This is a genomic window from Lentibacillus sp. JNUCC-1 (assembly GCF_009741735.1).
GTDB lineage: Bacteria > Bacillota > Bacilli > Bacillales > Amphibacillaceae > Lentibacillus_B.
The window spans coordinates 1,233,183-1,246,227 of record NZ_WHOH01000001.1; the positions used below are offsets into that span (position 1 = coordinate 1,233,183).

Below are 13,045 nucleotides of genomic sequence, written 5' to 3' on the forward strand. Positions count from 1 at the left end.
CGCTGCGCGCTGTGGGGTCTCACCTAGGCTTTTGCTCCCATAGGAGTCTCCGTGTTTTCCCCGAGCTTGATGAAGCGTGTGTACCTTCTTCATTGTTTTTATAATAAAGCTATCCACGCCGCCGAAATAGTTTGATTGATGCGGTGGAAATCGACGCATACGGAAAAAGCACGAGTCCGAAGATCTAAGAGACTATATTAAGGGGAGTCTGCTAATAGCATCTTTTTCCAGAATCAAAGCCTGGCTCCTAGAGATCTTTAGCCGAAATTGGTTGTTGGCGTATACAGTTGGGCTGTGATGATACGGTTTTTTTGGTTGATGTCTTGTATTGTATCCACACGTGCTTCTGGGTAGGCTTTTTTGATTAGAGCTGTGATGGGTTTGCTTTGGGTGTGACCGATTTCGAATGCAAGCATCTTAACAGGCAGTTTCTGTGACTGCCGAATAATGGCTTCATAAGCAGCCAGGCCATCGTTGTCGGCAAATAAGGCGAGCTCTGGGTCATAGTCACGTACAGTATCAGCGAGAAGGTCTTTCTCAGAATGTGCAATATACGGCGGGTTTGACACGATGATCTGGGGAAGACGGTTGTGATCTATAAGAGGTTGTAAAAAATCCCCTTGATAAAATGTCACCTCTGCCTCCAGCATTTCAGCATTTCTTCGCGCAACTTTTAAAGCTTTTTCTGAGACATCTGTTCCGTATACAACAGCATCCGGAAGCTCAAGTGCGAGTGTTGTTGCAATGATGCCGCTGCCTGTACCGATATCTGCAATCGTAAGAGGGTGATTAAATCGCGTTTTATCTTTAACTGCATTTAAAATATGTTCCACAAGTTCTTCTGTTTCAGGGCGCGGGACAAGCACATCAGGTGTCACTGTAAAGCGACGGCCATAAAATGATTCATACCCTGTCAAATGCTGGACAGGTACCCCAGTTTGCGCATGCTTTTCCACATCGCGCCAAAACGGGTTCAATATCTCTGGTTCAATTTCATCACGCATCATGGCAAAGAAAGCACTCCTGCTTACGCCTAAATGATGCATAAGCAGAAGCTCTGCTACCTTTTCTTCACGGTTATGCTGCTGTAAAAAAAGAGAAGCCCTGTTAAGGACTTCATATTGTTTGATGGCTTTATTCATATCATTCACCGATCTGTTCCAATTTTTTAGCTTGCTCTTCAAGCAGAAGTGCATCGATAAATTCTTCAAGCTTGCCCTCTAAAATCTGGTCAAGTTTTTGGATGGTCAAACCTATCCGGTGATCAGTTACTCGGTTTTGCGGAAAGTTATAGGTGCGAATCCGCTCAGAACGGTCCCCAGTGCCAACAGCAGATTTACGGTTTTCATCATATTCAGCCTGTGCTTCTTGCTGATACATGTCGTAAATACGAGCACGGAGCACTTTCATCGCTTTTTCTTTGTTCTTAATTTGCGACTTTTCATCCTGAATCGAAACGACCACGCCTGTTGGTTCGTGTGTCAGGCGTACAGCTGACATCGTGGTGTTAACACTTTGCCCGCCAGGACCGCTGGAAGCAAAAGTGTCCACTCGGATATCTTTATCATGAATGTCCACTTCCACATCTTCGGTTTCAGGTAATACAGCAACGGTTGCGGTTGAGGTATGAATCCGGCCGCCGGACTCTGTCTCAGGAACGCGCTGCACGCGATGTGCACCGTTTTCGTATTTCAGCTGGGAATAGGCCCCTGTGCCGCTGATCATAAAAATAATTTCTTTGTAGCCGCCAACACCTGTTGAGTGTGTTTCAAGAACGTCAATTTTCCAGCGACGGTTTTCCGCATAGCGGCTGTACATTCTGTATAGATCGCCGGCAAACAGCGCTGCCTCGTCGCCACCTGCAGCGCCTCGTATTTCCATGATGACGTTTTTATCATCATTCGGATCTTTAGGGAGAAGCAGCAGTTTCATGTTTTCTTCTAGTTCAGCCTTTCGTTCTGTCAGTTCTTCAATCTCCGCTTTCACCATATCTGTCATATCATCATCCAAATTGTCTTCAAGCATTACTTTGGCATCATCTAATTCGGATGTGACATTTTTATAATCACGGTACGCCTGGATTACGTCTTCCAGATCAGATTGTTCCTTTGAATATTCACGGAGTTTCTTCGTATCGCTGATAACCTCAGGATCACTGAGCAGTTCGTTCAATTTATTATAGCGATCTTCTAACGATTGCAAACGATCAAGCATCACAGTCACCTCTTTTGATATTAAGCTTTAAAAATAGTATTGCCTCAGCAATCTTCCCTGAAAAATAGAAGCATTTGCATCGGTCCCACCTGGTTATGCATATTAAATTCACGATTATGCACGTTCAATTCTTTTTATGCACATTCGCCACCCGTCATGCACATTCAATCCCTTTTATGCACATTCGTCGCCCGTTATGCACATTCAATTCCTTTTATGCACATTCGCGACCCGGGTTATGCACGCTCGCACCTTCCAGCACTATACCACTCATTCTATCGTCCTGATTAACATTCTAATTATAGTATAACCAGGGATTCGGGTCAAAATTTAACCAGATACTAAAATGCACAGCCTTTGCGATTCTGAGCGGCTGTGCATTGGGTTATTTCAGGGTATCAAATGCTTTTAAAGCGATCGTGTTCCCCGGTTTGCCAGGGACTTCATGGTGGTGGCGGCAGCGTGGTTCGTAGCTTTCGCTAGCGCCAACAAGGATAATTGGATCGTTGTAGGAAGCGGGTTTCCCATTAATTAAGCGCTGGGTTCTGCTGGCGGGAGATCCGCATACCGGACAGATGGCATTCAGCTTGGTCACAGCTTCGCTCATGGCCATGAGTCGCGGCATAGCACCAAATGGCTCGCCACGGAAGTCGGTATCCAGACCGGCGACGATAACGCGCTTGCCTGCATCTGCCAATGATTCAGCTACCGGTTCCAATGCTTCATCAAAAAATTGTGCCTCGTCAATTCCAATAACATCAACATCATCGTCGACGTGCTCCAAGATATCTGTTGCCCTTTCCACCGGCCGAGCGATGGCGGATGACCCATCATGGGAAACAACGGAATCTCCTTTAAAGCGATTATCTATAGCTGGTTTAAATGTTCTAACGTTCAGTTTGCCATATGTGGCACGGCGGATGCGACGGATCAATTCTTCAGACTTACCTGAAAACATACTGCCGCAGATCACTTCCACCCAGCCGGGCTCCTTCATTTCATACATACTCAGGGGCGCTCCCTTCCAAGCTGTTCTATATTCTATGTTATGTATCACTTTTAGTTTACCACGCTTACGGCTGATTAAAAACCTCAAATCAGACAAATAAAAAACAGGCAAAGGTATAAAAGTTTGCCTGTTTTTATTTAAGCTATTATTTCATGCCGTATTTCTTCTTGAAACGATCCACGCGTCCGCCCACTTTATCGGCTTTCTGCTTGCCTGTATAGAATGGGTGTGAATCTGAACTGATTTCAACGCGAATCAATGGGTATGAATTGCCATCTTCCCATTCAATGGTTTCATCAGAAGCCAATGTTGAGCCGCTCATGAATTTAAAATCTGAGCTTGTGTCAAGAAATACAACTTGTCTGTATTCCGGATGAATGTCTTTTTTCATTTCTTTCCACTCCTTCTGCCCTGAATCCTTTGGAAACAGAGTTTATTATAAGAGCCGTCAAAGGTCTGCTAACCTCTCTAAACTCACATAAAAAGATTATATCAGCCTGAAGCCTTGATTGCAACCACTCAATGTTATTCAGATTTTTCACGACAAGCGCTAGACTATTTCGTTCCGCGCCGTTTCATCTCATCATCCATCATTTGGAAAAATTCTTCATTGTTTTTGGAAGACCGAAGTCGTTTCAGGAAACGTTCAATAAAGTCTGGGGTGGATTGCATTGTTTTGCGAATGGCCCACATTTTATCCAGATGTGCTTTGGGAACAAGCAGTTCCTCTTTTCTCGTACCAGAACGCATAATGTCAATCGCAGGGAAAATGCGGCGTTCTGCCAGACTGCGGTCAAGATGCAGTTCCATATTGCCGGTCCCTTTAAATTCCTCATAGATCACATCATCCATTCGGGAGCCGGTGTCCACAAGTGCGGTTGCTAAAATGGTAAAGCTGCCGCCTTCTTCAATGTTTCGCGCAGCACCGAAGAACCGTTTAGGACGGTGGAATGCGGCCGGATCAATACCGCCTGATAATGTTCGTCCACTTGGCGGGATCACGAGGTTATATGCGCGGGCAAGTCTCGTAATGCTGTCCATCAGCACAATCACGTCTTTTTTATGCTCGACAAGGCGCATGGCCCGTTCCAGCACAAGTTCAGACACTTTTATATGGTTTTCGGGCACTTCGTCAAAAGTCGAAGCAACCACGTCAACACCCGGGTGAACAGAGCGTTCAATATCTGTTACTTCTTCAGGCCGTTCATCAACGAGTAAGATAATAAGCTTGGCATCCGGGTGGTTTTCAGAAATGCTGTTGGCCATCTCTTTGATGAGCACCGTTTTACCCGCTTTGGGCGGTGCTACAATCAATCCGCGCTGCCCATAGCCTACAGGTGTCATCATATCCATTATGCGGGTAGAAATGCTTCTGGTTTCCCGCTCAAGCTGCATAAACCGATCTGGATAAAGTGGCGTTAAAGCTTGAAAATACACACGCTCTTTGGCTGCTTCAGGGTCTTCACCATTGACCGCATCCACATGCAACAGGCCATAATAGCGTTCATTTTCTTTTGGCGGTCTTACTTTCCCTGATACTTTGTCACCGTTGCGGAGGTCAAAGCGGCGGATTTGTGATGCCGAGATGTAGATATCTTCTGCACTTGGAGAATAATTAATAGGTCGGAGAAAACCAAAACCTTCTGAAGGAATAATTTCCAGTACACCGTCCATAAATAAAAAGCCATCTTTTTCAGCCTGGGCTTTTAGTATGGAGAAAATCAATTCTCGTTTTGTCAGTTTCGCATAATACGAGACTTTATACTCTTTTGCAAGCGCATAAAGGTCTTTAAGTGTTAATGTTTCCAGTTTGGATATCGTCAATCCTGTCATTCTATCACCTTGCCTATTCTTTTTTATGACTATGTTTCACTTGAAATGCTTTGATTATTTGGTGGAAGCTTAGGGGCATTCCATCTATTAAAGGATCTATTGAAGCGTAATCAGAAGTTTGAAAGTTGATGGCAATCTGTTTTATTAAGGGTAGCCAATCTTTCTTATTTTTAATCGGTTATAAGTTTGTATTGTTAATAGGAAATGTTAAATCGTTTGGGATTTTCTTAGGAAGGTCTATATATATGATGATTGGGAAGGCGGTTGAAGCTAGCCCGCCTTCCCAATGAATTTATTCTGTTTCCATGACGAGGTGCGGTTTTTTATTCAGACTGTGTGCCCCATCTATAAATCGGACGGTACCGCTTTTGGCACGCATGACGACTGTTTGTGTGGTGGCACGGCTGCCTTTGAACTGTACACCTTTCAGCAATTCGCCATCCGTGACACCTGTTGCGGCGAAAATGGCGTCGTCTCCTTTACAGAAGTCCTCCATATAAAACACTTTGTTTATATCAGTGATGCCCATGCCTTCACAACGGGCCTGTTCTTCCTGATTCGATGGCACAAGCTTGCCTTGAATCTCGCCGCCGAGGCATTTCAGGGCAACAGCTGCGAGTACACCTTCAGGAGCACCGCCGATTCCGAATAAAATATCCACGCCTGTATCTTCAAAAGCCGTATTGATTGCGGCTGCCACATCACCGTCGGGAATAAGCTTAATGCGTGCACCCGCCGAGCGGATTTCTTCCACAAGCTTGGCATGTCTTGGACGATCAAGGACAATGGCAACCAAATCTTCAATATCTTTATTCTTAGCCTTGGCTACTGCTTGCAGATTCTCTTCAGTGGTCGCATTAATATCAATGGTCCCTACAGCTTGAGGTCCGACAGCAATTTTTTGCATATACATGTCTGGTGCATGCAACAGCGTTTTCTCATCCGCGATCGCGATAACAGCAAGTGCGTTCCATGTCCCCTGGGCCACGATGTTGGTGCCTTCAAGCGGATCAACGGCAACATCAACACCAGGACCATTTCCCATACCCAGTTTTTCGCCAATATAAAGCATAGGCGCTTCGTCCATTTCGCCTTCACCAATGACGACTGTTCCGCGCATTGGGATGGTATCAAAAACCTTTCGCATGGCAGACGTTGCCGCGTCATCAGCTTCTTCCTTCTTGCCGCGGCCCATCCAGCGTGCCGAGGATAATGCGGCTGCCTCTGTGACACGGACCAATTCCATCGTTAAACTTCTCTCCATGTTTCCCCTCTCCCTTTTAACAAATATGAAGCCTCATCCCAAGAAGATTCTATGTTAAAAAGCGGAGGGCCTTTTGGCCGGGGCAGTCATCATTGCCCATACATGCTGTTAAGAGTTCTGGAGTTGACTGATTTCCTGATCGGTCATATCTTCCCGCCAGATTTTGGCGCCGAGTGCACTCATCTTTTCTATCAACTTTTCATACCCTCGGTCGATATGTTCAAGACCAGTCACCTCAGTAATGCCATCAGCCATCAAACCGGCAATGACGAGTGCTGCGCCTGCGCGCAAATCGCTGGCACTCACTCTTGCACCTTCAAGTTGCACAGGACCTGACACAATGACTGATCCGCCTTCCACCTTTATTATAGCATTCATACGCCTTAGTTCGTCAATATGTTTTAATCGGGCTGCATAAATTGTATCAATGATCACACCAGTATTAGATGCCTGAGTCAGCAGTGTCGTAAAAGGTTGCTGCAAATCGGTGGGAAATCCAGGATATACGAGTGTTTTGACGTCGACACTTTTCATTTGTTCGGGCGGTTTAATCCGCAGCTGTTCATCCCCGACTTCGATGGACACACCCATTTCTCTTAGTTTAGCAAGCAGCGATTCCAGATGCTGTGGAATAACATTGTCAATAATCACGTCTTCTCCAGCTGCAGCAGCTGCAATAATATACGTCCCAGCTTCAATTCTGTCAGGAATAATCGTGTGACGGCATCCTTTCAGCTTTTCAACGCCTTCTATCCGAATGACATCTGTTCCGGCACCTTTAATATTCGCGCCCATGCTTGTTAAAAGCGTGGCCACATCAATGATTTCCGGCTCTTTGGCGGCATTCTCAATCACTGTCTGCCCCTTGGCTTTAACAGCCGCAAGCATGATATTAATGGTCGCCCCGACACTCACAACGTCCAAATAAATACGTGCGCCTTTCAATTCATCGGCTCTTAAATAGACAGCTCCATGTTCATTCGTTACTTTGGCTCCGAGTGCTTCGAAACCTTTAATGTGCTGGTCGATCGGACGCGGGCCTAAATGACAGCCGCCTGGCAGCCCAATAACCGCTTTATTGAATTTACCGAGCATGGCGCCCATGAAGTAATAGGAGGCGCGAAGCTTTTTCACAAGTCCATTGGGAAGCGGCATAGAAACCATTTCAGATGGGTCTATATGTGCCGTCTGACCTTCCCATTCCACCGTTCCGCCAATCTCTTCAAGAAGCGTGCCGAGTGTATACACGTCAGATATATTCGGCAACCCTTCTATTACCACATCTGAGTCGGCAAGAATTGCAGCAGGCAATAGGGCAACAGCACTGTTCTTGGCACCGCCAATACGTACTTGGCCCTTTAAAGAACGCCCGCCTTCAATTAAAATTTTCTGCACTTCAAAAACCCCGCTTCACCTTTAAAATCGTTTAGACATTCTTTAGTCTGCATGCTTTTTCCAGTTTTATGCTCTTTACTTTTGACTATTCCAGTCAGCCAGGAATTTTTCAATACCTTGGTCTGTCAGAGGATGCTTAACAAGCTGCCCAAACACCTTATAAGGAATGGTAGCTATATGAGCTCCGTTCAAGGCTGCGTCCGTAACATGTAAAGGATGACGAATCGATGCAGCGATAATTTCGGTTGTTATGTTGTGGCGGTCGAAAATAGAGGCGATTGTTGCAATCAGGTCCATCCCATCATGACCGATGTCGTCAAGTCTTCCGAGAAATGGCGACACATAAGATGCCCCAGCTCGTGCAGCCAGAAGCGCCTGGTTGGCATTGAATATAAGTGTCACATTCGTTTTAATGTTTAAATCACTGAACGCTTTGACCGCTTTCAAACCTTCCAAAGTCATCGGAACCTTCACCGTGATGTTTGGCGCGATGGCTGCAAGCTCCTTGCCTTCTTCAATCATACCTGCCGCATCTTCTGCCACAACTTCAGCACTGACAGAACCTGAAACTTCTGCTGTAATGTCTCTCAGACGATCATGAAAAGACACGCCTTCTTTCGCTACAAGACTCGGGTTAGTCGTTACCCCTGCCAAAATGCCGAGTTCTTTTGCCTCTCTGATCTCCGAAATATTAGCTGAATCAATAAAAAACTTCATATATAATACTTCCTCCTTTTTGTAAATTAAATGAATGCCCTCATGTAAAGAAAACGAAAGCAAAGCACCCAAGGCGTTGCTTTCGTTCTGTTAAGTTGATCGTTAAGCTTTGTTGGACGATCCGAATTCACGCATTTTTCCAATAACGGTTTCTTCTATGGCCTCACGGCCTGGTCCCAGATACTTACGCGGATCATATTGTTCAGGCTGCTCATTAAGCACTTTACGAACAGCTTTAGCTTGATTAATTTGATTTTCAGTGTTCACATTGATTTTCGCTGAGCCAAGAGAAATGGCACGCTGGATATCTTTCGTTGGTATTCCTGTTCCCCCATGCAAAACCAGCGGAATGTTGGTCAGATTCATGACCTCTTCCATTCTGTCAAAACCCAGATTTGGTTCTCCTTTGTACGGTCCATGAACAGATCCGAGGGCGGGCGCAAAACAATCTACGCCGGTTTCTTTAACGAGACGCTCACACTCTGACGGGATCGCATACGCTTGTTCCGCATCTTCTACAATCAGGTCATCTTCCTGACCGCCGACACGGCCCAGTTCAGCTTCTACAGAGACACCATGGATATGGGCCAGCTCAACCACTTTTTTTGTTAAAGCAATATTTTCATCCAAAGGTAGGGCTGAGGCATCAATCATCACGGAGGTGAATCCCGCGTGAATGGCTTCAGCGCAGGCTTTAAAGCTTGAACCATGGTCCAGATGAATCGCAACCGGAACCGTCGTCCCGTAAGATTCCATCAAAGCCTTTACCATGGAAACAACCACTTTAAAACCGCCCATGTATCTGCCTGCACCTTCTGATACCCCAAGAATAACAGGGGATTGTTCTTTTTCTGCTGCCTGCAGAATTGCCTGAGCATATTCCAGGTTATTCAAGTTAAACTGCCCGACTGCATAGCCATTACTTTTACCCTCTTCAAGCATCTCTTTCATCGAAACCAGCGGCATGCTGCATCCTCCTCAAAGTTGAAAACAAAAATTATGTTTGATTATATTAGTTCACAATACAAGAATACCAACTTAAGAAGAAACAGGCAACATATTACCGCATAATGTCGGATTGTATTTGTCTATAATGTGAATAAGAACACAATTGTGAGAGTCAGGATTCAATGTCTCAATTAAGATTACGGTGGGCTAACAACCCCTTTTATGACACTGCCGATTTCCTGCACATTAAAGGGTTTGCCGATTACTGCCTTGATTAATTGAGAGTCTTCTGTAGCTTCACTGAACTCCTCGACTAATCCGCTGATCAAAACAGCAGGCACATCAATATTTTCTGCTTCTAAATGTCTGATCACTTCCATGCCATCCAACACAGGCAGCTTATAATCAAGTATCACCAGATCATACGGTACTTGGCGCAACTCAGTGAGTGCTTCCATTCCTGTCGCACACGTTTTAACTTCAAACCCTTCATATGTCAAAACGTCTTCCAACAGCATTCTGATGCCTGCTTGGTCGTCCACAACCAGTATGTTCTTCTTCATAAGAGCGCCCCATAAATTTATTACCATAGTGATATATACGACACTAAATATTCAAAAACCTTCTTTTTAAAGAACGTTTTTTAAAATAAGACTAAAGTCTTTGTAATCAAGTATTTATTTGGTACAAAGGGCCCTTCCTCAATACAAAAAAGACTTTAGCACATTTTCATGCTAAAGTCTTTTTAAGTCTGTTAGTTCTCCCGCTGATGAAGAGCTGCACCAATAAAACCGGCAAACAGCGGATGCGAACGTGTTGGACGCGATTTGAACTCGGGATGGAACTGACTGGCGATAAACCAAGGGTGGTCAGCCAGTTCAATCGTTTCAACCAAACGCCCATCAGGACTTGTCCCTGAAAAGACAAAACCTTCAGCTTCCATCTGTTCTCTATAGTCATTGTTAAATTCATAACGATGACGGTGACGTTCCTCAATCATGTTTGCATTGTCATAGGCCGTTTTTGCTTTTGTACCGTCTTTCAGCATGCAAGGATAACTGCCGAGACGAAGGGTCCCCCGAGATCGGTGATGGCTTTCTGCTCCGGCAATAGATCGATGACTGGGTGTGGTGTGCGCCGGTCGATTTCACCGGAATGCGCGCCAGCAAGCCCAAGAACATTGCGGGCAAATTCGACTGTCGCAAGCTGCATACCCAGACAAATGCCGAAAAACGGAATGTTATTTTCCCGTGCATATCGAATGGCTGTGATCTTGCCTTCAATTCCTCTATCACCAAAGCCACCAGGAACAAGGATCCCATCCACTTTGGTCAAAGCAGCTGTGATTGTGGAATCGTCAAGGGTCTCTGCGTTGATCCAATGGACTTCAATATCTGTATCATGCTTAAATCCTGCGTGCTTCAGTGCCTCAACGACTGACAAGTAAGCATCAGGCAGTTCAACGTACTTGCCTACAAGACCGATATGGACTGTTTTGGACAAATGCGTAACACGCTCAAGCAATGCTTTCCAATCATCCATATCAGCTTCTTGACACTCAAGTTTCAAATGGTCACAGACAAGTTGGTCGAGATGTTGTTCCTGCAGGGCAAGCGGAATCCGGTACAGTGTATCTGCATCGCGCATTTCGATCACCGCTTGTTCATTAATGTCGCAGAACAAAGCAATTTTCTCTTTGTTATCCCTGCTGATGGACTGTTCTGTCCTGAGAACAATCGTGTCAGGCTGGATACCGAGTGACCGCAGTTCTTTCACGCTATGCTGTGTTGGTTTTGTTTTCATTTCACCCGCTGCCTGAATAAAGGGAACGAGTGTACAGTGGATGTACATCACATTTTCTTTACCAATGTCACTTTTGATTTGACGGATCGCTTCAAGGAAAGGAAGGGATTCAATGTCACCGACCGTACCGCCAATTTCTGTAATGACCACATCTGCTTTCGTAGCTTGTCCAGCTCTGAAAACCTGTTCTTTAATCTCGTTGGTAATGTGGGGAATCACCTGTACTGTCGCACCGAGATAATCACCGCGCCGTTCTTTTTTGATGACGCTGGAATATACTTTTCCGGTTGTGATGTTGGAGTATTTGTTCAGATTGATGTCAATAAACCGCTCATAATGACCAAGGTCAAGATCGGTTTCTGCACCGTCTTCTGTAACAAATACCTCGCCGTGCTGGTAAGGGCTCATGGTGCCAGGATCGACGTTAAGATACGGGTCGAATTTCTGCAGTGTTACCTTCAGTCCACGATTTTTTAAAAGTCTGCCCAGAGAAGCAGCCGTAATGCCTTTACCAAGTGATGACACAACACCACCGGTTACAAAAATATACTTGGTCATGTTCAACCTCTCGCTTTCCGTTATAATATATCGTCCTCAATGTCCCAAAGCTTATTCATATAAAAATAATAAAAGATTACCGTACATATAATGACTGCCTCGCACCACCGAGCTTCGGGAAAACACTGCGCTTTCCATGGGCGCTGCTGAGCCTCCTCGCGCTACCGCGCTCCGGGGTCTCACCGAGGCTCTGCATCCCATAGGAGTCTCCGTGTTTTCCCGAAGCTCGGTGATGGGTTATTTTTTACTCTTTGATGAGCACGTCACTTTATGTTTGCCCATTAACAGCAGCAAAAACTTGAGTATCAGATTTATAGCGTAGAAAATACATGAAGACTCCTACTGGTATAGCACCCTCCCGAAGATCCGCTGAGAACACGTTAAGGATGGTCGACTAAAACCGGCCTTAGTCCAGCATCATCGCCCAGCCCCTCAAGGTCTTTAAACAAAAGATGATCCGTGCCCTAATTCGCCACTATGAATTCTAAAGCGCAGTGTTTCCTCCGAGCGGCCTCTAGAAGCAGTCACAAATTTTGTGCTTGCCATTTATCAATGGACGGTTTGTATACGTGCGTTAAATAATAAAAGCGCTCCCCCATTGTTTTGCATGGGGAAACGCTTGTGTGGTTTCTTTTAAAGAGCCCAATAGGAATTTTAGCATAATGCCGGGAAAAGTCAAGGGTGTTTTTATTCCTCTTCTTCCTCTTCTTCGTCCTCATATGACCCGTCTTCATCATCTTCGTCAAAGTCTTCGTCGTCAAACTCTTCATCGTAATCGTCATCATACTCTGGCGTGAATGCTGTGTCCTCATCTTCATCGCCTTTTGCAAGGTTACGTGTCAGTTCATCAATATCGTCATCAACGGTTTCAAGGTCTTCCGCTTCTTCCTCGACCGGTTCAGCTTTCTTTTTTGTTTTCTTCTTTTTAGTTTTGGTCTTTTTCGGTGATTCAGTGGTGATAATTTCATCAATTTGTTCAACTGGATACCAGCGTTTTAAGCCCCACATGTTTTCTCCTGTGGTCAAAAAGCGTCCGTCCAGGTTCAGATCTGTATAGAATTGTGCAAGACGATCTGATGATTCGTCGTCACTAAAGCCTTTAATTTCTTGGATTTTGGCAAATACATCTCTAAAATGCATCGCTTTTCCCTCTTCATGCAAAATCATGTCTGCCAATTCGAGCATAGAAATCTTTTTAAGTTCATCTTGGCCAACGGTTTTCAAACTCACGGCAAAGCACTCCCTTTTTCTTATATAATCCCAGGTGGTAAAACCTGCTTATTTCTTAGTCATGTTCAAAACCA

The 13,045-nt window shown here is 45.1% G+C and carries 11 protein-coding genes and 1 pseudogene; all 12 read right to left on the reverse strand.

Annotated features, from left to right (window positions below):
• Positions 1-257: 257 nt before the first annotated feature.
• Entirely contained in the window at positions 258-1,142 is an 885-nt protein-coding gene (prmC, locus tag JNUCC1_RS05585) for a peptide chain release factor N(5)-glutamine methyltransferase (RefSeq protein ID WP_156644496.1), read from the reverse strand.
• A 1-nt stretch (position 1,143) separates the two neighbouring features.
• Complete coding sequence (prfA, locus tag JNUCC1_RS05590) at positions 1,144-2,214, reverse strand: peptide chain release factor 1 (protein WP_156644497.1); 1,071 nt, start codon at positions 2,212-2,214, stop codon at positions 1,144-1,146.
• A gap of 385 nt (positions 2,215-2,599) precedes the next feature.
• A complete protein-coding gene (locus JNUCC1_RS05595; protein WP_156645411.1) occupies positions 2,600-3,220 on the reverse strand; it encodes a thymidine kinase in 621 nt (206 codons plus the stop codon).
• Between the two features lie 148 nt (positions 3,221-3,368).
• Positions 3,369-3,614, reverse strand: coding sequence for a type B 50S ribosomal protein L31 (locus tag JNUCC1_RS05600; RefSeq protein WP_156644498.1), 246 nt, complete (start codon positions 3,612-3,614; stop codon positions 3,369-3,371).
• A gap of 164 nt (positions 3,615-3,778) precedes the next feature.
• Positions 3,779-5,056: a transcription termination factor Rho gene (gene rho / locus JNUCC1_RS05605; protein ID WP_156644499.1), complete on the reverse strand. Its 1,278-nt coding sequence runs from the start codon at positions 5,054-5,056 to the stop codon at positions 3,779-3,781.
• Positions 5,057-5,348: 292 nt separating this feature from the next.
• Positions 5,349-6,320: a class II fructose-bisphosphatase gene (gene glpX, locus JNUCC1_RS05610; protein ID WP_156644500.1), complete on the reverse strand. Its 972-nt coding sequence runs from the start codon at positions 6,318-6,320 to the stop codon at positions 5,349-5,351.
• Between the two features lie 108 nt (positions 6,321-6,428).
• Entirely contained in the window at positions 6,429-7,715 is a 1,287-nt protein-coding gene (locus JNUCC1_RS05615; protein ID WP_331713619.1) for a UDP-N-acetylglucosamine 1-carboxyvinyltransferase, read from the reverse strand.
• Positions 7,716-7,790: 75 nt separating this feature from the next.
• Entirely contained in the window at positions 7,791-8,432 is a 642-nt protein-coding gene (gene fsa / locus JNUCC1_RS05620; RefSeq protein WP_156644501.1) for a fructose-6-phosphate aldolase, read from the reverse strand.
• A 102-nt stretch (positions 8,433-8,534) separates the two neighbouring features.
• Positions 8,535-9,398: a class II fructose-1,6-bisphosphate aldolase gene (gene fba, locus JNUCC1_RS05625; protein WP_156644502.1), complete on the reverse strand. Its 864-nt coding sequence runs from the start codon at positions 9,396-9,398 to the stop codon at positions 8,535-8,537.
• A 179-nt stretch (positions 9,399-9,577) separates the two neighbouring features.
• Positions 9,578-9,943, reverse strand: a complete 366-nt coding sequence (locus JNUCC1_RS05630; protein ID WP_197431642.1) for a response regulator — start codon at positions 9,941-9,943, stop codon at positions 9,578-9,580.
• 191 nt (positions 9,944-10,134) lie between these two features.
• Positions 10,135-11,741: pseudogene (locus JNUCC1_RS05635) on the reverse strand (CTP synthase).
• Positions 11,742-12,428: 687 nt separating this feature from the next.
• Complete coding sequence (gene rpoE, locus JNUCC1_RS05640) at positions 12,429-12,971, reverse strand: DNA-directed RNA polymerase subunit delta (protein ID WP_331713620.1); 543 nt, start codon at positions 12,969-12,971, stop codon at positions 12,429-12,431.
• Positions 12,972-13,045 lie beyond the last annotated feature (74 nt).

Coding starts and splice junctions, on each gene's coding strand:
- JNUCC1_RS05595 (WP_156645411.1), bottom strand. CDS start 3,220: ATGTATGAAATGAAGGAGCCCGGCTGGGTGGAAGTGATCTGCGGCAGT.
- fba (WP_156644502.1), bottom strand. CDS start 9,398: ATGCCGCTGGTTTCGATGAAAGAGATGCTTGAAGAGGGTAAAAGTAAT.
- JNUCC1_RS05600 (WP_156644498.1), bottom strand. CDS start 3,614: ATGAAAAAAGACATTCATCCGGAATACAGACAAGTTGTATTTCTTGAC.
- rho (WP_156644499.1), bottom strand. CDS start 5,056: ATGACAGGATTGACGATATCCAAACTGGAAACATTAACACTTAAAGAC.
- fsa (WP_156644501.1), bottom strand. CDS start 8,432: ATGAAGTTTTTTATTGATTCAGCTAATATTTCGGAGATCAGAGAGGCA.
- glpX (WP_156644500.1), bottom strand. CDS start 6,320: ATGGAGAGAAGTTTAACGATGGAATTGGTCCGTGTCACAGAGGCAGCC.
- JNUCC1_RS05630 (WP_197431642.1), bottom strand. CDS start 9,943: ATGAAGAAGAACATACTGGTTGTGGACGACCAAGCAGGCATCAGAATG.
- prfA (WP_156644497.1), bottom strand. CDS start 2,214: ATGCTTGATCGTTTGCAATCGTTAGAAGATCGCTATAATAAATTGAAC.
- prmC (WP_156644496.1), bottom strand. CDS start 1,142: ATGAATAAAGCCATCAAACAATATGAAGTCCTTAACAGGGCTTCTCTT.